The sequence below is a fragment of the Corynebacterium sp. KPL2861 genome (genome assembly GCF_040225475.1).
Taxonomy (GTDB): domain Bacteria; phylum Actinomycetota; class Actinomycetes; order Mycobacteriales; family Mycobacteriaceae; genus Corynebacterium.
Genome location: NZ_JBEHFW010000002.1, coordinates 25050 through 45433, shown reverse-complemented (window position 1 = coordinate 45433; position 20384 = coordinate 25050). Strand labels below are relative to the sequence as shown.

Sequence of the window (20384 nt, the reverse complement as noted above, 5' to 3'; positions counted from 1 at the left end):
GGGGGCGCAATGCGGACACGGCGCGGGCTGGCTTTTAATCTACTCGCCCGTCAGGGTTACCTCTACCTGACGAGTATCATCCGAATTTCCATCGGATACTTCCAAGGTGACGGTCGCACCGAAGTCCTGGGAACGAGCGGCCGCGATAAGCGCATCGGCGTTTTCAATCAGCCGGTCATTGACGCGGGTGACGATATCGCCCTGCTTCAATCCTGCTTGTTCCGCTGGGCTGCCCGGCTCGACCTCGGCAATGCGCGCGCCATTACCGTCATCGCGCGCCAAGACCTTAACCCCCAAGGTGGGGTGAGTTACCTGGCCTTTATTGATGAGCTCATCCGCCATCCGCTTAGCAAAGTTGGAAGGGATGGCAAACCCGAGGCCGATAGAGCCGCCCTCGCCCGTGGCTTTATCAGACAACGAGGCAATCATCGAGTTCATACCAACGATATTGCCGTCCATATCCACCAAAGGACCGCCGGAATTGCCGGGGTTAACGGCGGCGTCAGTCTGGATGGCATCGATAAGCGAAGACTCGCCACCCTCCTGGGACGCACGCACCGGACGGTTCTTTGCGGATACGATGCCAGAAGTCACCGTGGCATTGAGTCCAAGCGGCGAACCTACGGCGACTACCTCTTGGCCAACCGCTACCGCATCCGAGTCGCCGAATTGGAGGTGCGGCAGGTCTTGCACGTCCTTGATCTTGATGACGGCGACATCCGTATTGGCATCGGAAGCCACGAGATCGGCTTCGTGCTTGCTGCCATCGTTCAAGGTCACCTGCATGATGCCGCCCTGTTCCGCACCGGCGATGACGTGGTGGTTGGTCAACACGTAACCATCGGGAGAAATGATCGAGCCAGAGCCTTCCGCAGCCGAGGTCCGAGTAGCGGTCTGAATGGATACCACGGCCGGCAAAACCTTGGAGGAAACCGCTTCCACCGAACCTTCCTCTGGTTCCTTACCCATGCTATTGGCGGCCGGTTGGCTGTGAAGAGCCTCATTGACCACGGACGTGCCGCTGCTGGACTGGTTCTTCCCCACGACCACACCGGTAATGGAGCCTGCTGCAATTGCCGCTACCGCTGCGATTGCGGTCGCGGCGCCAAGTCCGATCTTCTTTTTCTCCTTAGGCTGCGGCGGCAAAGGCGTTACCCCAGGCACGGGCGGCTGGCCGGGTTGGTTGTTTACAGGCCCTTGCTGGGAATAATCGCCCTGCTGACTAGAGAAGCTGGATGTTTCATCCTGCCCCCGGGTAGCACTCGGCTGAGCGCCACCAAAGAGGCGATTGCTGGGCGGGGTGTGCTGCCCGTATGCGGAAGCTTGTGCATCCTGCTCGTTGATGCGCGGCTGGTTCCAGCCCTGGGAATAGGTTCCGTTGGAATATGCGGATCCAGAATTCTGCTGCTCACCGCGCGGCTGGTTATACGGCGCCTGCCCATTGTTCATGCCGTAGGGTTCCTGCGGGACACCGTGCGACTGACCATTATTGCCGCGGTTGTCATCATTCCTCATGTTCATAGGAACACTATGCCTCGCTTCGCTTAGTCACAACTTAAACTACTCTGCCAACGTACTAGAAGTTCCTGTGAAGTTACTGTAGGCAATAAGCTGCCCAAACTCGCCGCACACATCGCCCCCTTCACGCTCGTACACGCCTTCACAATCGCCGCACTACGCATCTTTCATGCTGGGGCGCGAGCCGCCACGAGCACAATCGCAGAGAAAAACTGATCCACCATCGGGTTAGTGCGCTGTTATATTAATTTTAGGATTAGCCTGGCCTTAACTTGAAGTGGATTTCCTTAGCCTTTAAGACCCGAGGAGTAGGCAGCACTGGCACAGCCCAAGTCTCCCCCACCTCTTGGCGCCGCCCAGGCCGGAAGGCGCTTTTTAACATCCCTTTCCCGGGCCTAAAACATCACAACCCCCTCGCAGTCGCTAATAAGCAACCGGGAGGGGGTGGGATTGAAAGCAGGCTTAGAACTGCTCTACGTCAACCAGGCCGAGCTTAGCGGCCTTGACCAGACGGCGCGGGATGCGCACGGTCTGACCGTCGATGGTGACTTCCTGGAGGGCGACGTTGTCGGCCTTCCACTGGGAACGACGTGCGTGGGTGTTCGCACGGGACTTCTTAAACTTAGGAGTTGCCATTTTCTCTTCTTCTCCTTACGCGTTCTTCTTCTTGCGGCGAGCCATGGCACCGAAGCGCTGGTTGAAGCGCTCGACGCGGCCAGCGGTATCCATAACGCGCTGTGCACCAGTCCAGAACGGGTGGGACTCAGCAGTAACGTCAACGACGATGAGCGGGTACTCGTTGCCGTCTTCCCACTCAACGGTGCGAGAAGAGGTAGCGGTGGACTTGGTCAAAAAGGAGTGACCGGTACCAGCATCACGGAAGACCACTGGGTGGTAATCTGGGTGGATGTCTTTCTTCATAGATATTCCCTCAGGGTTGGACTACGGGTCGGTTCCGCACACTGAATTATGCCGGTACGGATCGTGCCCGAGTTGGGATGTACAGTTACAGCTCGCCCGACGCCACACAATGCGCCGACCGATAACCTGAATTATCCTACATTCCACTGCCTTATATACGAAATTGCTCACCTGCGGCAATCACAGCCACCACAGGCGCACATCTACGCCCCATTCGTTATAGTGCGCTTTCGAACCTCTCCAATACGTTAGGCAGTGCTGCTTGATCATCGACGCCAAGCCGACGGCTTAATGCGCGAGACTATCGCGGCAGCGATTAGGTATATCGCGAGTAAGGCTGTAAGATTTGCTCTTGCTGTTGTCAAAATATACGTATTACGCCCCGTCTACTGGTTTTTGACGACGATGCCGCACCTGCTCACACCTCACTTTTTGAGCACTGCCACCCTCACACGGCAGTCGGCACGTAGTCGTTTATAGCCACGATGTGGGCGGCTAGGAGAAAGAAGACCCATGTCGGCTATTTGCCAGGTAACGGGCCGCAAGCCGGAATTCGGCAAGCAGGTCTCGCACTCGCACCGCCGCACTTCGCGCCGTTGGAACCCCAACGTGCAGCGTCGTCGCTACTACCTGCCCTCTGAGGGCCGTACCATTACTCTGAATGTTTCCACCAAGGGTATGAAGATCATTGACCGCGACGGCATCGAGTCCGTTGTTGCCAAGATCCGCGCACGTGGGGAGAAGATTTAAGTATGGCACGTAACGATATTCGCCCAATCATCAAGCTGAAGTCCACTGCGGGCACCGGTTACACCTACGTGACCCGTAAGAACAAGCGCAATAACCCGGATCGCATCTCCCTGAAGAAGTTCGATCCGATCGCCCGCAAGCACGTCGAATTCCGCGAGGAGCGATAATTCATGGCTAAGAAGTCCAAGATCGCTAAGAACGAGCAGCGCAAGGAAATCGTCGCCCGCTACGCGGAGCGTCGCGCTGAGCTCAAGAAGATCATCAAGAACCCGAACACCCCGGATGAGGAGCGTTTGGAGGCTCAGTTCGAGCTGAACCGCCAGCCCCGTGACGCTTCCCCAGCCCGCGTTCGTAACCGCGACGCAGCCGATGGCCGCCCACGCGGTTACCTCCGCAAGTTCGGCCTGTCCCGTGTCCGTATGCGCGGCATGGCTCACCGTGGTGAGCTGCCGGGCGTTCGCAAGTCCAGCTGGTAAAGGGGTAATTGCACAATGGCTAATAAGCGCAATAACCAAAAGAAGTTCCGTATGGAGCAGAGCCGTCGCCCGAAGAAGAACCCTTTGAAGGCTGAGGGCATTGAGAAGGTGGACTACAAGGACACCAAGACTCTGCGTCTATTCATCTCGGATCGCCACAAGATCCGTTCCCGTCGCGTCACCGGCTTGACCCCGCAGCAGCAGCGTCAGGTTGCTACCGCAGTCAAGAACGCACGCGAAATGGCTCTCCTGCCGTTCACCACCCGCTAAACAGTAGCTGGGTATCAACAGCGCACTTTTGCCGCTGGCAAGTGTGACACGGTAAAAGAACCATAAACTTCCGCCGCCTACCTTTCGAGGTGAGGCGGCGAAAGTCGTTTTGGGGTCTTTTCGAGCGCTACACCGCAAGCGCCACACCTCGTTCCAGCACCAGCAAGAAAGCTTCGCTCCACAGACTCACAGCACCCAGTCTGGGCGCACCCGCCGCACGCTCCCCCAAGCGCTACTGTGCTATTGCATAAGTGTTACATTTATAGCAATCCTGCGCCGCACAACTTTTAGATGCGCACCGCTTTGCAATGAGTGAAAGGCAGTGACTGTATGGCCCTGCATCAATCCCTTCTCGATCTTTCGGAGCTTGCTCCCCATTGCCAGTCCCGGGCAACCGCTCGCGGCTTATTGGCGGAGGCACAAGATGTCTTGCGCAATGCGGTAGCACACCAGGACGATGAGATTGAATTAGCCAATTGGTTTTCGCGGCTGCTGACAGATATCGTACGCGCACCGGGCGTGGACGCGATTGTCCGGTTAACCGGTGCGGCCGCGCGCGGTGATCAGCTGCCCAGCATGCCCATCGAGTGGATGGGAGAAGACGGCGATTTGGAGTCCGTCTTTCGCGATGTCGGGCTAGAGGTGCACCAAGCGGCCGATTCCATGGCAGCGCGCGTCGATGCCGGCCTGCCTTTAGGCCGCGGCGGCGAGCAGGCTTTGCTGGAGGAGGCGTTGGCCCAGCGCCCGCCGCTTCTTCAGCGCGTTGGCGGTTTGCCCGATCGCAACGCGGCCGTAGATATCAAGTCCATGCTGTTATCCCCCATCGCCGCAATTGCGCGCTGGGCGGCACCGGGCCCGCGCCCCACGGTCGATCGCCTCGCCATCGGCCAAGAACGCGGGATGCTCACAGCAGAAGACGCAGAGACCTTGGACCTTGCGTGGCGCACGGGGTATTCGGTAGAAATGCGGCGCTGGTTCGATAATGTGCACGGCCGCGAATCCATCCTGCAGGACCTGCCACCGCTGGAGCGCACAGCCTACGGCACGGCCTGCCGCATGGTGTCTGCGACCTTCGAGTCCATCTCCCAACGCACCGCGGATGGCGCGAATTAGAATCGCCACAAAGTTCTTCTGCCACGCATGCGGTCCGCGCCGGCGGGCTGCAGGGCTGTAGAGTTGTTGAGTAAAAGCATTTTCTGCTGAGAGAAAGGAGGCGTCCGCCGCATGTCAGGAAACGTCGGTAGGCCGCGTAAACATAGCCCCCGCCGCAGAGGCAATAGCGCCCGGGAAGAGATTTTGGACGCCTCCTCAGAGTTATTTACCACCCAGGGCTTTGCCACAACGTCGACTCACCAAATCGCGGACGCGGTGGGCATACGTCAGGCATCGCTGTACTACCACTTTCCCTCCAAGACGGAGATTTTCCTCGCGCTGCTTAATTCCACCATTGAGCCTTCGCTGGAGCTAGCCGATGAGCTGGTGGATTCTGATGCCGAGCCGGAGCAGCGCCTGTGGTCCTTGGTCGCCGCGGAATCGCGCCTTTTGCTCACCAGTGGTTGGAACGTCGGCCGGTTGTACCAGTTGCCGGTGGCCAATTCGCCGGAGTTCTCGGAGTACCACAGCTCCCGCGAGCGGCTGCAGAACCACTTCCGCACCACCGCCGCTGCCATTGTGGGAGACGCGGACCCGCGTATCGAATTGCCTTTCCACATCGCGCTATCTGTCATCGAGATGCGCCCCAATGATGGCACGCCTCCCTATGCAGCGGCTCAGTCGGTTCCGGAGACCGCTGCCATGCTTGCCGATGCCGCCCTTGCAGTCCTCGGCGCCACCGTCCCCGAGGACGCGGAAGCCATGACGCTGGAGTTACTAAAGAACCGCAATGACTCGATCTCTGCGGCTGCGGCGGCTGCTGCAGACCGCAAGAAGAAAAAGTCTCGCTAACCTTTTCCTTGTGGGATCGTTAACTACTTCCCTGTGGAATCGTTAACCACTAACCAGTGGTTAACGTTGCCAGGAATCGGTAAAGTCCGCGGTGGCGGCCAATCCGCCGCCCTCGCGCACGCTAATCCCGCTGGGGGTTACAACGATGGTCGATGGCGTAGCATCCACGTAGTAGTTACCGCCGTCTTGGCCAATGATGGATCCGGTAAATTCGCCGCCGAAGATGGTGGACCGGTAGGTCAGCGTTCCTCCCGTGTTTTCGCAGACAATCGCCCTACCGTCTGGGCCTTTGCCGGCGAAGACGACGCGCTCAAAACGGTGACAATCGGCATAGGTATTAATATCGGTCCAGCCGTATTCACCCAGGCCGCCGATGAAGTCGCCTCCGCCGCCACTAGTGGTCTTCGGCGGCTGTGCCTGTTCTTGTTCGGTCTCGGTCACCGTCACCACGGGCGGTTCTTTGTCTTGGGTTTCCGGGGACTTTGTCGCCGTCGAGGTTTCTTCGGTGGAAGTCCCCGTCGTGCTTTCGACGGTGGTCATGCCGCCGTCGCCGGAAAAGTCGGGCTGTTTCCCATCCGTGCTACTGCTGCAGGCGCTTAAAACGATGCCCGCGGTCGCTACTACGCCGAGGTGCAATCCCCAGCGCACACGAGGAGTTAGATTAAAGTGCGGCATGATAAGTCCTTTCTCACAAGACGGGGTGAGGGCTAACAAGCTGGGGTCGGCCAAGCAACGTCGGCCTTGGAAAGATCGAGCGCCATGCCCGAAAGTATTGGTTGGGCGGAGGCGTATTGACCATCGGGGGCCGAGGCGATGAGCGCTACCGCCACCTCTCGGCCGCCGATGGTGACAAGACCCATCTGCCGCACATCATAACCGCCGGCGGTATCTGGGCCCCAGCCGCCTTTAAGGGCGGCACCCTCTAGGTTGCGCAGGCCATAGCTTTGGGCGGGGTCGGGAGTAGACATCGCGGTGAGGATGGGCTCGGCACCGTTGACGCAGCGCAGCTTCGCCATGAACGCGGCTTGGTCGCCCACGCTCCACTGCGTTTGCCCGAAGGCGCTAAATTCCGGGCGGGTGACCTGGCTTTGTACCTGGGTAGTGGTATCGCCGGCCTCAGCTAATACCTGTTGCGCGGCCTGGGCGGCTTGTACGCCGCCGCCAAGGGCGTCCCAGGCGGATTGCGCCGCTTCATTATTGGAATAGGTAATCGCAGATGTCACCACATCCGGGCCGATAAGCCCTGCGCGATGGGCGGCGATGAGCACCGGCACCTTGGAGGTGGACCAGGCGGTTTCGGGCGCGGTGCGCCCGGCGGCAATGGTGGTGGTGCCATCCGAAACCGCTATACCAACATTCCCGTAGTTGGCGGCGATGCGGTCGAGTTCGCGCTGCAGGTCGCCGGCCGAAGCCAACTCACCGTCACCAGCTCCGGCTCCAGCATTGGCACCGGCTGGGGCATCTGGCTGGGCATCGGCCGGTGCAGTCGCGCCCTTCTCTGCGGAAGCGCGCGGGCTATCCGCCCTATCCGTCGCGCTCTCCGTAGAGCGCGACGTTTCCTGCTTGGCGATGTCCGGCTCTGATTCCGTCTCCTGCTCGCCCTGCCCGCACGCGCTAAGACACAGCGCCCCAGCCATTAGCAGGCTGCCGAGCGCCATGCGCCTCGGAGCGGTACGCCTCGGTGCGGTGCGGGTGGGTGCGAGCATGATCAGGATCCTTAGGTTTCAGGCGCTATCGCTAGTGCGCGAAGTGGCGTGTTCCGGTGAGATACATCGTAACACCAGCGGCCTTAGCTGCCTCGATAACTTCTTCATCGCGGATGGAGCCGCCGGGCTGGACAACGGCCTTAACGCCGGCATCGAGAAGCACCTGCAGGCCATCGGCAAAGGGGAAGAAGGCATCGGAGGCGGCGAAGGAGCCTTGGGTGCGGTTGGTGGCATCGGCAAGCGTATTGGCGCGCTCGACCGCAAGCTTGGCGGAATCCACGCGGTTAACTTGGCCCATGCCCACGCCGACGGTCGCGTTGTCCTTGGCCAGCAAAATGGCATTGGACTTGACCGCGCGCACCGTGCGCCAGGCGAATTCGAGCTGGGCTAGGTCCCCGTCACTCAGGGCCTCGCCCGCTGCCAAGGTCCAGTTTTCGGGCTTATCGCCCTCTGCCTGGTAGGTATCCGGCTCTTGGCACAGCACGCCGCCGGAGATGTACTTGCGCTCCTCGCCCTGCTCCCCTGGCTCGGCCAAAAGCACGCGCAGGTTCTTCTTGGACTGCAGAATCTCCAGCGCCTTATCCTCATAGGCGGGCGCGACGATGACCTCGGTGAAAATGCCCTTGACCTGCTCGGCCATCTCTACGCTGACCTCGCGGTTCACGGCGATGACGCCGCCGAATGCGGACATCGGGTCGCAGGCATGCGCCGCTCGGTGGGCCGCAGCGATGGACTCGTCCGATACGGCGATGCCGCACGGGTTGGTGTGCTTGATAATGGCCACGCAGGGGCGCTCGTGATCCCAGGCCGCGCGCCAGGCAGCGTCGGCGTCCTGGTAGTTGTTGTAGCTCATCTCCTTGCCGTTGAGCTGCTTGGCATTGGCCAGTCCCTTGGTGCCAATCCGGGTGACGGTGGCGGCCTGGTGGGAATTCTCGCCGTAGCGCAGGGAGGTGGTCTCCTCGCCGTCGCTCAGCTGGTCCACGAACCATGCGGAGACCGCCGCATCGTAGTTAGCGGTGTGGAGGAAAGCATCGCGGGCGAGCCCACGGCGCTGGTCAAGGCTAAATCCACCCTCCTCAACAGCCTGGGTCACCTCGCCATAGCGCGCCGGATCCACGACCACGGCAACGGACGGATGATTCTTGGCCGCCGCGCGCACCATGGAAGGTCCACCGATATCGATCTGCTCCACGCATCCATCGAAGTCCGCGCCGGAGGCGACCGTTTCCTGGAAGGGGTACAGGTTCACCACGACGAGCTGGAAGGGCTCTACCTCAAGATCATTGAGCTGCGCCAAGTGGTCTTCCTTGCGGGTATCTGCCAAGATCCCGGCATGCACGCGCGGGTGGAGCGTCTTGACGCGGCCTTCCAGGCACTCGGGGAAGCCGGTGAGCTTTTCTACCGGGGTGACCTCGATTCCCAGGTCTGCAATCTTCTTGGCGGTGGAACCGGTAGAGACAATCTCTACGCCTGCCTTATCAAGTGCGCGGGCCAGATCCTCCAGCCCCGTCTTGTCGTACACGCTAATGAGTGCGCGCTTTACCTGCTTGCGGTCTTCGCTCATGAGGAGGATTAAGCCTTTCGAAAAGTCTTAGTCTGCGAGTTGAATAAAAAGCTCCTCGCCGCGGGGCTGCGCCGCGCGCAGCACATCGACGATGAGTTCGCGCTCTACCTTTTTAATGCGTTCGTGAAGACTACTTTCATCATCGTCTGCCCGAACGGCAACCGGCCGCTGCGCAATGATGGAGCCGGTATCCACTCCCGCGTCCACGAAATGGACAGTAGAGCCTGTGACCTTCACGCCATATTCCAGCGCATCGCGCACCCCGTGCGCACCCTTAAAAGCGGGCAATAACGCTGGGTGGGTATTGATGGTGCGGCCCTCGAAGCGGCGGAGGAATCCCTCCCCCAAAATCTTCATAAAGCCTGCAGAAACAACAATGTCTGGCTGCGCAGCATCTACTGCATCAGCCAGACAATTATTCCATTCGGCACGGTCCGCGCCCATTTCCACGATCTCGGTATCGATATCGCGTTCGCGGGCCCGTTCAATACCTCGACACGGTTTATCCGCCACCACTTTCACCACACGGTAGCGCTCATCCTGGGCGTCCAAGATGGCTTGCAAAAGCGAGCCCGTCCCAGAGACAAGCACGACAACTCGTAGGCGATCAGTGGCAGCAGTAGCGCGTGGTGGCATCGGTGAAGTCACGCGCTATAGCCTAGTCCCTCCTACCGCTTTCAGTAGAATCTGCCGCTTCCGATTGCGCTGCTTCGCCGCCTTCTGCCGCGCCTGTGTCGCTCTCTTCGGATTCTTCCACGAGTTCGCCCTCCAAGATCTCGGGGTCTGCATCCTCGGCCGGGGCTGCCGCTTCGGGCTCGCTGCTTGCCGATGCCCCCTCGTCCTCACCATCTCCCGCGGCGTCCTCCGCATCAGCGCCGTCGTCGCCGTCTTCGACGACCTCCCCTTCGATGACCTCGTCTTCGGCGGTGTCTGCGGTGTCCGTGGGTTCTGCGGCAGCGTCATCGTCGTCGGCTGCGTCGTCCGCGTCATTCGCTGCTGACTCGGAGTCCTCACCGTCGCCAGATTCCGAATTGTCTTCGTCCTCGTCCTTGTCCGTGTCGCTCTCGCCCACATCGGCATCAGCATCGTCGCCATCAGCCTCATCGGCCTCGGCCTTGTCTGCATCAGACTGCTCTGCGTCAGCGGTGTTCTCGGAAGCGGTATCTTCTGCAGACTCTGCAGCGTCTTCTGAATCCTCTTCGGCGGACTCCGCCGCCGAAGACTCCGCCTCGGCGGCGCGGGCGTCACGCCAGTTCATAAGCGCAAAGGCTGCCGCGACGGCCAAGCCCACGACGGCGATCCAGATTGCGGCAAGGCCAGCAGCGGTCCACAGGTGCGGGCCGGTGTGACCGTAGTAGCCAAGCGTGCCGCTAACCAGATAGCACGCGAAGAACATGATGACCGCGGTAGCCACCGTGGCCGCGAGCACCTTCTGGAAGGACGGGCGCTTCTTATACAAGGACATCGTCGCCGCGATGAGGGGGACCACCATGAAGACGACCGCCCAGCCGGGCGAGGATGCCGGGATGCCACCGGTGATAGGCAGCGGCGGCAGCGGAACAAGGTGGGTACTAAAGAGGCTTACCTGTGCCTCCCCTGCCGAAAACTCCGAACCAACAAGCACTGCCCCGGTGCTGACGATGGCATTGGGAATATACAGCAGACTCAACAAGATGAGGGTGAAAACGCCCAGCCCTGAGATGGAAGGATACTCATCCATCATCTCCCCCTGGCGCGAAAAGTTCACGATGAAAACGAGCACGAATACTACCGCCGCGCCAATGGCGAGGTAGGCGAGATAGCGCAGGGCGATAAGGGCGGCATCGACAAGCAGCGGCGGGGCACCATAGCGCTTGGCCAAGGCGCGCCACAGGCGGGTACCCATGCCGGCCGCCATCGCCGCTAGGTGCACCACGATGACCCGGGCAAGCGCAGCAGCGAGGTTCGGTGGGGATACATCGAAGACCTTGCCGGCATCCCACAGCATCACCCAGGCGATGCAGGTCAGTACCACCGGCACGCCAACCACGCAGGCGACAAGAATCGCCAGGTCCTTCACGCTGACTTTGTGTTTTACCGCGGCGCGCACGCGCACCGCCACCACCGTAGCGAGGATGAGGGCGGGCAAGGCTGGGAGGAACGACAGATCCACCCCGGCCGCAGATACCGGCGCGAGGTTAAAGACCATCCACGCTTCCGCCACGACGGTGGGCAGCCACGCAAGGGGCGAGCCGAAAAGCAAGAGCGCACCGAATGCGAGCGCCAGAATAATAAGGACAACAATAATATTCGGCAGCGCCGCCGACATGAATAATTGGCGGATGCGCCCGGCCTTCGTCAGCGGGGCCGGCGTGCGACGGGCCTTCGCCTTCGATCCGGCTTTGCGAGCGACGCGTTCTGCAGAATTATGTGGCTTCTGCGTCGCGGTGGCGTGCGGTGCACGAGGGGCGCGCTCTGTCTGCACTGTCCGGCCCCGCGCCTGGCTACGCGGGCGGGGCGTTGACCGAGATTGGGGGCTGGTGTTTTTGTTCATCGGCGTCCACTTTGCCACCTTTTGCGCGCGGTAGCGGGGTGGCGCGACGAGGCGCCTCCAAAATCACCGTGGACTTCTTCAGTAACTACTGTAGACATATATATAAGGAATGAAGTTTCCCCCCTTATTCCCCACTGGTCACAGTAATTTCACACTAGGAGGCTTCCCCAACCGGCTCCTAAGGTGCACTATTACAGCCTCGGGGCTACCGCGAGGGTTTGGCTTTGAGAGATTTATATCGCACTATGCGTAAAATTCTCCAGAAGTTGCCTGCATGTAGGCTTATTCCAGACCGGCGCGAGAAAAAATTCACTTTTGGCTTGCTGTTATCTTTTTGAGACGCTACTGTTACATCTCGTTGGTAACAAGAAGGTCACAATCTCGTAACTAACCTAAAGACGCTGTAACGCTCTTTTTGAAGATTGTGAAAGACACGAAAGAAGATTTAATGCGAAGCAAAGTTCAGCGTGGCGCCGGCCGCCATCGCAAGATTGTCACCTCGCAGACCACCAAGGGTCGTATCGCTGTCATGACCGTTGCAGCCGGTGCCGTGTCCACCGCCGGCGTAGGCGGCGCAGCTGCCGCTAACGTTGAGTCCGACAACACTGCAACTGCCACCACCAAGACGCAGTCTGTTGACTACAAGCTTGCCGCTGATACTTCCGAGGTTAACAACGCGCCAGAAGGCTCCTCCGATGCTGCACCGCAGATCCTCAACGTGGCTGAGGCAAAACCGGTCACCAACCTGGTTGACCAGCTGAGCAAGTCCATCCAGGCTTCCGCTGACCGCGCCGCCGAGGACCTTGCCGCTCGCGCTCCTTCCATTGCCCGCCCCGCCGAAGGCGCCTTCACTTCTGGCTTCGGCCCGCGCTGGGGTTCGTTCCACTCGGGCGTTGACATCGCCAACGCCATTGGAACCCCCATCCTCTCCATCATGGACGGCACCGTTATCGATTCCGGCCCAGCCTCCGGCTACGGCCAGTGGATTCGCATCCTCCACGATGACGGCACCATGACCGTCTACGGCCACATGCAGACCCTCGACGTTGCCGTGGGCGAGCACGTGCACGCAGGCCAGAAGATCGCCGGCATGGGCTCCATGGGCTTCTCCACCGGTTCCCACCTCCACTTCGAGGTTCACCCGAACTCCGGTGACGCCGTTGACCCACAGGCATGGTTGGCCGAGCGAGGCATTCAGCTCTAAGAGCCTTCTTTCCTTCTTGTTAAAGCGCCGCAGATTCCCTCTGCGGCGCTTTTACTATGCCTTCCGCCTCGGCACCTCCGGTCGCTCGCAATCACAATCATTCAACGCAGCGTTGCGGCTGCAGGGTCTGGGACCCGAATCCGCCAACACACCGCAAAGCGCCGAAAAGTATTCCTGCAATTTACCTATATGCCATGTGGCCGCAAGATGTGGCCCTTAAGCTGTCAGCTGTCTTTTTATCCAGCTCTCCAGCAAGGAATACCTTTATATGCGTACACGCACTCTCTCCCTCATCACCGCCCTTAGCTGCGCCCTCGCGCCCGCACCAGCTCTAGCTTCCGAAGGTGCTACCTACTACTCCACCAAGCAGCATTACCAACCACAGGGCTCAAGCTACGCTCAAGCGCCCAGTGGGTTTCACCAGATTTACACCTCAACGGTAGATCGCCATGGATCCCGCGGGCTATCAAGCTTTAAATACGATGACCTCGCGCAGCAGATGCTGGAGTATGCCCAACAACGCGATCAGCTCACCGAGCTCGGTACAAAGCTCATCCCGCAAGTAGAGGCCATGATAGCGGTAAACCGAGAGCTATCCGGTGGCCCTGGTCAAGAGGCCGGGTATGGAAACCTGACGGAGGTAGGACGAGAAGAGCTCAGGGGCATCGGCAAGCGCAATGCACAGCGCAATGCGGAACTACTGGGATCGATTGCTAACGATGACCTCAAGGTGAGCTTTACTTCCTCAGGAGAGGACCGTGCCAATGACTCTGGGTGGAATTTCGGGGAAGGTCTACTGGAACAGTCCCCGGCACTGGCCGAGCACTTGGGCGATGAAATGACAGATGGCCACGTTAATATCGCCGCACGCCCTGACTTGATGTACGCACACAAGGATAAAAAAGCTGCATCCTATGAGCGCTATACGGAGTGGAAGGACTCTCAGGTTTTACAGGAAAAGTACAACAGGCCTACGCCAAGCCAGAGTCGCAGCAGGCTGCACGCAGCTTGCTGGCTAAGATTTTTGCGCCAGAGTTTATCGACGGTTTAGCAGATGATTCCGTGCACTTTTCTGCCCGAGAAAAGGACGATAAATCCGTTGAGGGCATCGTCGATGCTGCCTTACAGTTCTACAACCTTTACATCATCGCTCCAGCTCTAGAGCATGAGGAAAAGGCCCCAGCGGAGGGCTGGATCTTTGATAAGTACATGGACGATACCAGCGGACCAACCTTCGCGTACCTGCTTGACGTAGAAGACTTCTATGAGAAAGGCCCGGCTATCAAGGGGCAGACGGTTGCCTACGACAACTATGAACCACTGCTTGAAGAGATGATTAGAAACGTTCAGGACCGCGCTGCTGGCGGCGACGTAGCGGCCAATTATCGCTTCGGTCATGCCGAGACCATCATCCCGCTCGCGGCGCTACTGAAGCTGCCAGGGTCCGAGCAAGGTGTCCCGGAAGATGATTTATACAGCTGGGATAACTCCGCATGGCGTGGTGATTCTGTCTCACCGATGGGCGCGAATATCCAATGGGACGCATTCCAAAATGATCGCGGCGAGACCCTCGTGCGGATGCTCTACAACGAAAAGGAAATCCCATTCCACGATGGCTGTGAGCCTATTGCCGCTAACTCAACGTTTTATACCATCGAGGAACTGGCCGAGTGCCTGCCCTTAGGCTCCACCTCAGATCACTCTCAAGCCCACCTTATTGACGCTGAAGACGCTGCAGATCACCAAGCACCGGTTGATGATTCCCTCTCTTCCAAGCCGCAGTTCTGGGGGATCATCGGTGCCATTGCGGGTGCACTGGCCATCGGTATAGGAATCGGTGCGGCCAACGCTTTCGGGCCACAAATTCAACAGCTACTGCAGAAATTTAGCTGCCAGCTCCCCTTCTAGTGCCGTTCGAGAGGCCCCTGCCCGACAGGGGCTCAAAACGCTTTCAGCCGAGTCCAGTACAGGGCCTTGTCGCAGGTGAATGGCAGTTTTCTACCCCGACACCGACAAGCTCAGCCCGCCACCCCCACTAGCCACCCCCAGAGCTTAAACCAGTACTTCAAACCCGCAACTTTAGCCACTTTCGTAACACGCGCAACAAGCTGGCATGTTCGAAACTTTTCGAATAATCATGGTTTCTACCAGCATTTTTCCAGATTGCGCAACACCCATGGGCAGGCTAACTTTTAACTCGTTGCCACAAGTGAACGCCAAATGGGGTATTTCCATTCCCTCGGCGTGTCGCACAGGGCAGTTGAAAGACGCCAAACCTTCAAGGTTTGCTCGCCTCGAGACCATGCACAGCCATGAAAAGGACTTAAACTTATGAAGCGCATGAACCGCGCACGCAGGAATGTAGCGCTAAGCATCATCACGCTTGGCACCGTTTTTGCTACCGGCACCTCCGCTTTTGCTGCTGATCCAGTGGCCAGCGTGGACGTTTCGAATGGCTCCTCTGAGCCCCAAGCCACCAACGTTGATAACGCGGGCGTGATCGACGCCGCCGTCGGCCTCGCGAATACCGCTGTTGGTGTACTCAACGGCGATGCCACCCCGAAACTTAGCCAGAATGACTCCGGCGGGGTCAACATCGTCTTAGACCCCTCCTCCGTTCCTGGTCTGGGAGAAGCCTTCACTCCCGAGGGAGACCGCTCCGGCCTCACCCCTGAGCGTGGCAAGGACGCCGCTGGCAATACGGTGGTCTTCCCCACCTCCGGCACCTTAACCTCGGGCTTCGGTATGCGCTGGGGCGCGATGCACAACGGCATCGACGTCGCTAACCCAGTCGGCACCCCAATCCACTCCGTCATGGACGGCACGGTCATTAACTCCGGTCCGGCACAAGGCTTTGGCAACTGGATTCGCATCCAGCACGTCGATGGCAGCATCTCTGTCTACGGCCACATGTCCGCCAACTCGCTGCGCGTCAACGTGGGCGACCATGTTTCTGCGGGCGACCACATCGCGGACATCGGCAATGAAGGCCGCTCCACTGGCCCGCACCTGCACTTCGAAATCCACCCCGGCGGCGGCGCAGCCGTTGACCCGGTGGGCTGGTTTAACGAGCGCGGGATTTCGGTTTAAAGCTTTTCCATCGGCACACCGCCGATAAGCATGAGCCGCACCTTGCCAGAGGAGCCAAAGTCCACGGTCACTGTGGCGCGGGCACCGGAACCGGCCGTTTCAATCACGGTTCCGAGCCCGTACTTCGCGTGGTTGACGCGGTCCCCCACAGCAAGGTTGAGGTTCTTATTCTTCGGCATGGAATTAGCCGCAGGTTGGCGAGTGCGTTGCGAAGGGGAAGACGTAGCGCGCTGGCCAAACCCAGTACTCCCGCCGCCGGCATAGCCGCCGCGAGTACCGCGGCGATAGCTCCGGCCATACTGATAATCATCGGCTCCCCAGGAACCGGTGAGGTCACTATCAGAATCCTCTCGCCGCCAGTCGATGAGATCCTCTGGGATCTCGGCGAGGAAGCGACTGGCGGGATTGGTTACCGGATTGCCCCACGCAGACCGCAAGATGGCGCGCGTGAGGTATAGCTTTTCGCGGGCGCGGGTGATGCCCACATACGCCAAGCGGCGCTCTTCGCTTAGTTCCTTCGGGTTACCCAGCGAGCGCATATGCGGGAATTGGCCGTCCTCCCAACCGGCGACAAAGACGACGGGAAACTCCAACCCCTTGGCGGTATGCAGGGTCATCATGGTCACTACCCCGGTCTCAGAATCTGGAATCTGATCCGCATCCGCAACCAAGGAGACCTTTTCCAAAAAGGCCTGCAGCGAGCCCGGCGCGGCTTCGCCTTCTTCTAATAGGTCGTTGGGATCGACGGCATCCGCACCGGCGGCGGCCAACTGGTTGGCAGCTTCCGAGGTAAATTCGCGGGCCACGGACACGAGCTCATTGAGGTTATCGAGGCGGGCACCGTCCTGCGGGTCGTTGGAGTTTTCTAACTCCGCCTTGTAGCCGGTGGCATCCAGGATGGCGGTGAGCAATTCCCCCAAATCAGGCTGGCCGGTCACCTCATCGCGCATGCCTGGGATTTGTGCGCGGATGCCATCCATCATGTCGTTGAACTTGGTAACGGCATTGACGGCGCGGGTTCCGAAGCCGGGGACGTCACCCCGGGGGACATCAGCAAGCGCCTTGCCAAAGCTTATCCCCTGGTTTTCCGCGTGCAGGGCAATCTGGCCCTGGGCCTTATCGCCGATGGCGCGCTTGGGAACGTTGATGATGCGGCGCAGGCTCACCGTATCGTCGGGGTTATCCATAATGCGCAGGTAAGCCACCATATCGCGGATTTCACGGCGCTCGTAAAAGCGCGTTCCGCCCACGACTTTATAGGGAATGCCGGAGCGAATGAAGATATCCTCCAGCGCGCGGGAAGCATTATTGGTCCGGTACATCACGGCGATATCGGAATAGCTGTGGCCCTTATCCGCTAGTGCATCAATCTCGGCTGCGATAAAGCGGGCTTCATCGTGTTCGTTATCCGCTACATACCCCACGATGGATTCGCCATCGCCATGCGCGGTCCACAGGTTTTTCTCCCGGCGGTTCTCATTTTTCGCAATCACGGCATTGGCCGCGTTCAAAATGGTCTGCGTGGAGCGATAGTTCTGTTCCAATAAGATAGTGTGCGCCTGCGGGTAATCGCGCTCAAATTCCTCGATATTGCGAATGGTGGCGCCGCGGAAGGCATAAATAGACTGATCGGAGTCACCCACCACGCACAGCTCTGGGGCATCGGGGCCCAGCTCGCCCTTGCCCACCAGCGCTGCTACCAGCGCGTACTGGGCGTGGTTGGTGTCCTGGTACTCATCAATTAGCACGTGCTTAAACCGGCGGCGATAAAACTCCACTACCTGCCGGTGCTCGGTGAAAATGCGCACTACTTCCCCGATGAGATCATCGAAGTCCACCGCATTAGCAGCGCGCAGACGGCGCTGGTACTCGCCGTAGACATCCGCCACGGTAGTCTCAAAGGGGTTCTTGGTCTGCTGCGCCTTTTCGGCCGCCTCAGCCGGGCCCACGAGCTCGTTTTTGTGGTTGGAGATCTGGTTCGCCAGCACGCGCGGGGTGTATTTCTTCAAATCCAGCTGCATGTCCTTGGCAATCATGGATAAAAGCCTGCGGGCATCGTCACCATCATAAATGGTGAAGTTGGTATTAAGCCCCGGTACGAGCTGCGCGTTCTGGCGCAGGATGCGCACGCAGATGGAGTGGAAGGTGGACACCCACATGCGCTCGGCCACCGGCCCCACTAAAGTGCCCACGCGCTCTTTCATCTCCGCGGCGGCCTTATTGGTAAAGGTAATGGCGAGGATTTCCCATGGATTTACCCCGCGGTGACGCATGAGATACGCGATGCGGCGGGTAAGCACCGCCGTCTTACCGGAACCGGCACCGGCAACAATCAACAGGGGCCTACCGGTATGGGTGACCGCCTCTAATTGCTGTGGGTTCAGGCCTTGGGTTAAAGGATCGGATTCCGCAGGCCTGGGCGTGCTGCCAAAGGGGTTCTGCGGCTCGGGCTGCCCGCTGGGGGCAAAACCACCGCGGGAATTAGTACCGGATGCGGGTTCGCGCGGGGTGGAAGAAGGGCTAAATGGAGAGTTATTCGTCATAATGCCTACCAACCTACTAGCCACACCGGACATGGCCCGTATTTGCGGCGTACACAGCGCTTTCTAACCCCGGCCAAGTAGCACACTGGTACAGCGAAGTGGCACAATATGAGACCATGACCGCTGAAGATAATGATTCCATCGTTGACAATGGCTTGGATATCCGCACGCCCACCGGCACGGATGATCCCCTATCTGATGCGGAAATCCAGCAGTATCGCGAGGAAATCAACCGCCTTGATCAGATCATCTTGGACGCCGTCAAGCGCCGCACCGAGGTCTCCCGCGCAGTAGGCCGCACCCGCATGAGCTCCGGCGGCACGCGCTTGGTACACACCCGCGAGATCGCCATCCTCAATGAGTTCCGCGCCGAGCTTGGTGAGGAAGGCCCCACCATCGCCTCTGCCCTGCTGCGCATGGGGCGCGGCCGCTTGGGGTAAAAACCGCGTTTAAAGTCTCGGATTAATTACGGGCTAGCCCATACTATGCAGTACGCTTTCGGGGCATGAACGCAGTTCTCATCGCAGTCATCGTCATGCTCGCGCTCACCCTCCTGCGCGTGCATGTGGTGGTGGCACTTTTCATCGGCGCGATCGTCGGCGGCCTTCTATCCGGCATGGGCCTGGATGCCACGATGCTCGCCTTCCAGGACGGGCTCGGCGGCGGCGCCAAGATTGCCCTTAGCTATGCCCTCTTGGGCGCCTTCGCGATGGGTGTTGCCTCCGCCGGGCTGCCGCAAATCTTGGCCAACTTTCTCATCGCCAAGCTCGGCGGCACCGGCGAATTAAATCCCAAGGCTGCAGCCACCACCAAGTGGATGCTCATCCTTGGCCTTATCGCCATGGCCGTGATGAGCCAAAACCTCATCCCCGTCCATATTGCCTTCATCCCGCTGCTTGTTCCGCCGCTTTTGGCGGTAATGAATAAGCTCAAGCTGGATCGCCGCCTTATCACCACGTGCCTGACCTTCGGCCTTATTACCACCTACATGTTCATTCCGGTGGGCTTCGGGTCCATCTATTTGAACGATATTTTGCTCTTTAATATCGAAGAGGCCGGCCTGGATACTTCCGGTATCAATATTATGCAGGTCATGGCCATCCCCGCGCTGGGCATGTTCACCGGCCTGCTCATCGCCATCTTTATTAGCTACCGCGCCCCGCGCGAGTACGAGGACCTTCCCATCGCCGCCGAAGAGCACCAGGAAACGCCCTCGACGTATAAAATCTGGGTCTCCATCCTGGCTATTATCGCCACCTTTGCCGTCCAGATCATCATGCAGGCACTCGATTTCGAATCCGATGGCCTGCTCGTCGGAGCGCTGACCGGCCTGGGCATCTTGCTCATTTCCGGCGCGGTGGATTGGAAGCACGCCGATGACGTATTTACTAACGGCATGAAAATGATGGCGCTTATCGGCTTTATCATGATTACCGCGCAGGGCTTTGCCTCGGTCATGACGGCGACAGAGGAAGTGGGCCCGCTGGTTGATGCCACCGCCAGCCTCTTTGGCACCAATAAGTTCCTCTCTGCAGGCGCCATGCTCTTAGTCGGCTTGGTGGTCACCATGGGCATCGGCTCGTCCTTTTCCACCCTGCCCATCATCTCCGTTATTTACGTTCCCCTGTGCGCTTCGCTCGGCTTTAGCCCCGCGGCCACGGTGGCGCTCATCGGTACGGCGGGCGCGCTTGGCGATGCCGGCTCCCCCGCCTCCGATTCCACCCTCGGCCCCACCGCCGGCCTCGGCGCCGATGGCCAACACGATCACATCCGCGACTCGGTCATCCCCACTTTTATCCACTTCAATATTCCCTTGCTAATCGCCGGCTGGGCGGGCGCTCTTATCCTCTAAATGCCACACTTTT

The 20384-nt window shown here is 59.4% G+C and carries 21 protein-coding genes; 12 read left to right on the top strand and 9 right to left on the bottom strand.

Translation table 11 applies throughout. The features are described 5' to 3' along the window. Positions 1–39 precede the first annotated feature (39 nt). From ABRP84_RS01810 to ABRP84_RS01800, 3 genes are all read right to left on the bottom strand, one after another. Positions 40–1521, bottom strand: coding sequence for a S1C family serine protease (locus tag ABRP84_RS01810; RefSeq protein ID WP_023025967.1), 1482 nt, complete (start codon positions 1519–1521; stop codon positions 40–42). A 459-nt stretch (positions 1522–1980) separates the two neighbouring features. Continuing rightward, entirely contained in the window at positions 1981–2154 is a 174-nt protein-coding gene (rpmF, locus tag ABRP84_RS01805; RefSeq protein ID WP_005279913.1) for a 50S ribosomal protein L32, read from the bottom strand. A gap of 15 nt (positions 2155–2169) precedes the next feature. Next, positions 2170–2439 carry a type B 50S ribosomal protein L31 gene (locus ABRP84_RS01800; RefSeq protein WP_005279912.1) on the bottom strand — a complete coding sequence of 90 codons (270 nt, stop codon included), beginning with the start codon at positions 2437–2439 and terminating at the stop codon, positions 2170–2172. Between the two features lie 513 nt (positions 2440–2952). Between ABRP84_RS01800 and rpmB the strand changes: the two genes are divergently transcribed. The 6 genes from rpmB to ABRP84_RS01770 all read left to right on the top strand — a co-directional run bounded on the left by rpmB (position 2953) and on the right by ABRP84_RS01770 (position 5879). After that, positions 2953–3189, top strand: coding sequence for a 50S ribosomal protein L28 (gene rpmB, locus ABRP84_RS01795; protein WP_005279911.1), 237 nt, complete (start codon positions 2953–2955; stop codon positions 3187–3189). Between the two features lie 2 nt (positions 3190–3191). Beyond that, the gene (rpmG, locus tag ABRP84_RS01790) at positions 3192–3356 is read left to right on the top strand and encodes a 50S ribosomal protein L33 (protein WP_023025964.1); all 165 of its coding nucleotides are present in this window, start codon (positions 3192–3194) and stop codon (positions 3354–3356) included. Positions 3357–3359: 3 nt separating this feature from the next. Next, on the top strand, positions 3360–3665 hold the full coding sequence (rpsN, locus tag ABRP84_RS01785) for a 30S ribosomal protein S14 (protein ID WP_005279906.1): 306 nt from the start codon (positions 3360–3362) through the stop codon (positions 3663–3665). 15 nt (positions 3666–3680) lie between these two features. After that, a complete protein-coding gene (gene rpsR, locus ABRP84_RS01780; protein ID WP_005279904.1) occupies positions 3681–3935 on the top strand; it encodes a 30S ribosomal protein S18 in 255 nt (84 codons plus the stop codon). A 330-nt stretch (positions 3936–4265) separates the two neighbouring features. Continuing rightward, positions 4266–5048 (top strand): putative nucleotidyltransferase substrate binding domain-containing protein, encoded by a 783-nt coding sequence (locus ABRP84_RS01775; protein WP_349852399.1) that lies wholly within the window; start codon positions 4266–4268, stop codon positions 5046–5048. Between the two features lie 111 nt (positions 5049–5159). After that, positions 5160–5879 carry a TetR/AcrR family transcriptional regulator gene (locus ABRP84_RS01770; protein ID WP_349852397.1) on the top strand — a complete coding sequence of 240 codons (720 nt, stop codon included), beginning with the start codon at positions 5160–5162 and terminating at the stop codon, positions 5877–5879. Between the two features lie 60 nt (positions 5880–5939). On the opposite strand, the gene ABRP84_RS01765 is transcribed toward ABRP84_RS01770, so the two are convergent. Genes ABRP84_RS01765 through ABRP84_RS01745 form a run of 5 tightly spaced genes read right to left on the bottom strand, consistent with a single transcriptional unit; the run spans position 5940 to position 11613 of the window. Further along, entirely contained in the window at positions 5940–6554 is a 615-nt protein-coding gene (locus ABRP84_RS01765; RefSeq protein WP_349852395.1) for a hypothetical protein, read from the bottom strand. Between the two features lie 32 nt (positions 6555–6586). Continuing rightward, a complete protein-coding gene (locus ABRP84_RS01760; protein ID WP_349852393.1) occupies positions 6587–7585 on the bottom strand; it encodes a hypothetical protein in 999 nt (332 codons plus the stop codon). Positions 7586–7616: 31 nt separating this feature from the next. Beyond that, complete coding sequence (purH, locus tag ABRP84_RS01755) at positions 7617–9149, bottom strand: bifunctional phosphoribosylaminoimidazolecarboxamide formyltransferase/IMP cyclohydrolase (protein WP_349852391.1); 1533 nt, start codon at positions 9147–9149, stop codon at positions 7617–7619. A 27-nt stretch (positions 9150–9176) separates the two neighbouring features. Continuing rightward, entirely contained in the window at positions 9177–9785 is a 609-nt protein-coding gene (gene purN, locus ABRP84_RS01750) for a phosphoribosylglycinamide formyltransferase (RefSeq protein ID WP_349852646.1), read from the bottom strand. A 22-nt stretch (positions 9786–9807) separates the two neighbouring features. Further along, positions 9808–11613, bottom strand: a complete 1806-nt coding sequence (locus tag ABRP84_RS01745) for a cell division protein PerM (RefSeq protein ID WP_349852389.1) — start codon at positions 11611–11613, stop codon at positions 9808–9810. Positions 11614–12130: 517 nt separating this feature from the next. Between ABRP84_RS01745 and ABRP84_RS01740 the strand changes: the two genes are divergently transcribed. From ABRP84_RS01740 to ABRP84_RS01725, 4 genes are all read left to right on the top strand, one after another. Then, on the top strand, positions 12131–12886 hold the full coding sequence (locus tag ABRP84_RS01740) for a M23 family metallopeptidase (RefSeq protein ID WP_349852387.1): 756 nt from the start codon (positions 12131–12133) through the stop codon (positions 12884–12886). 268 nt (positions 12887–13154) lie between these two features. Beyond that, positions 13155–13937 (top strand): histidine-type phosphatase, encoded by a 783-nt coding sequence (locus tag ABRP84_RS01735; protein WP_349852385.1) that lies wholly within the window; start codon positions 13155–13157, stop codon positions 13935–13937. Beyond that, positions 13895–14794, top strand: a complete 900-nt coding sequence (locus ABRP84_RS01730; RefSeq protein ID WP_349852383.1) for a histidine-type phosphatase — start codon at positions 13895–13897, stop codon at positions 14792–14794. Before ABRP84_RS01735 ends, ABRP84_RS01730 begins: the two co-directional genes overlap by 43 nt. Positions 14795–15217: 423 nt before the next feature. Next, positions 15218–15976, top strand: coding sequence for a M23 family metallopeptidase (locus tag ABRP84_RS01725; RefSeq protein WP_349852381.1), 759 nt, complete (start codon positions 15218–15220; stop codon positions 15974–15976). On the opposite strand, the gene pcrA is transcribed toward ABRP84_RS01725, so the two are convergent. Continuing rightward, positions 15973–18519, bottom strand: coding sequence for a DNA helicase PcrA (gene pcrA, locus ABRP84_RS01720; RefSeq protein WP_349852379.1), 2547 nt, complete (start codon positions 18517–18519; stop codon positions 15973–15975). The genes ABRP84_RS01725 and pcrA overlap by 4 nt on opposite strands. A 116-nt stretch (positions 18520–18635) precedes the next feature. On the opposite strand from pcrA, the gene ABRP84_RS01715 reads away from it, so the two are divergent. After that, a complete protein-coding gene (locus tag ABRP84_RS01715) occupies positions 18636–18959 on the top strand; it encodes a chorismate mutase (protein WP_284832352.1) in 324 nt (107 codons plus the stop codon). A 65-nt stretch (positions 18960–19024) separates the two neighbouring features. Continuing rightward, positions 19025–20371: a Na+/H+ antiporter family protein gene (locus ABRP84_RS01710; protein ID WP_349852377.1), complete on the top strand. Its 1347-nt coding sequence runs from the start codon at positions 19025–19027 to the stop codon at positions 20369–20371. Positions 20372–20384 lie beyond the last annotated feature (13 nt).